The organism is Nocardioides islandensis (assembly GCF_015352455.1).
Classification (GTDB): domain Bacteria; phylum Actinomycetota; class Actinomycetes; order Propionibacteriales; family Nocardioidaceae; genus Nocardioides; species Nocardioides islandensis.
In genome coordinates, this window is record NZ_JADKPN010000032.1 from 1 (window position 1) to 1,137 (window position 1,137).

At 67.0% G+C, this 1,137-nt stretch carries 1 protein-coding gene; it reads left to right on the forward strand.

What is annotated here, in order from left to right:
- Window positions 1-119: 119 nt before the first annotated feature.
- The coding region (locus ISU07_RS23665) for an IS481 family transposase (RefSeq protein ID WP_194709325.1) at window positions 120-1,137 on the forward strand (1,018 nt) is incomplete at its 3' end.

The window sequence follows — 1,137 nt, forward strand, 5'->3', positions numbered from 1 at the left end:
CTAGGTGTTCTAACCACGGACGTTAGGCACGGCGTTTCTGCTTGGCGATGACGAAGACCTCCGAGTGAGGTGTGGAGCTACCACGCAAACCACTCCTCAAGACTCGGAGGTCTTCGAAGATGCACGCTACCCATCCGAACGCGACGCTGACGCCGGTTGGCCGGTTGAAACTGGCACGGCTGGTGGTCGACAAGGGCTGGACGTTGGCTCGTGCTGCCGAGCGGTTCTCGGTCGGCGTGACCACCGCACGCCGCTGGGCTGAGCGCTACCGGCAGCTCGGGGCCGACGGCATGAGCGACCGGTCATCGCGCCCGCACCGGTGCCCGCACCAGTTGAGCCAGCGGACCGAACGACGCATCCTCGGCCTGCGGGTCAGCCGCAGGTGGGGGCCAGCCCGGATCGCCTATCACCTGGGTCTGCACCCCTCGACGGTCCACAGGGTCCTTCAGCGGAACCGTTGCCCACGGCTGAAGTGGACCGACCCGGCCACCGGCGCACGGATCAAGTGGGCCAGGGCCCAAGCAAACAGCTATGTCCACGAGGCGCCCGGTGACCTGATCCACGTCGACATCAAGAAGCTCGGGAAGATCCCAGACGGCGGCGGGTGGCGCATCCACGGGCGCGGCTCAGAACAGGACCGACGAGTTCACGTCGCACGCACCACCGCTGCCCGCGCCGGCGCCTCGCCATCGCGTGGCTACGCCTACCTGCACCATGCCGTCGACGACCACTCCCGGCTCGCTTACTCCGAGGTCCTCGCTGATGAGCGCAAGGAGACCGCCGTGGGGTTCTGGCGTCGGGCCCGCGCCTGGTTCGCCCGCCACGGCATCAAGGTGCGTGCCGTCCTGACCGACAACGGGCCCTGCTATCGCTCGAAACTGTGGGCCAAGACCCTGGCCGGGCAACGGATCAAGCACCGCCGGACCCGTCCCTACCGGCCCCAGACCAACGGCAAGGTTGAACGGTTCAACCGCACCCTGCTCGAGGAATGGGCCTACGCCGTGGAGTACCGGTCAGAAACCGAACGCCTGGCCAGCTACCCGGCCTGGCTCCACTTCTACAATCACCACCGCGGACACACCTCGCTCAAGGGCAAGTCACCCATCGACCTCGTGCCCAACGTGCCCGGACAGAACA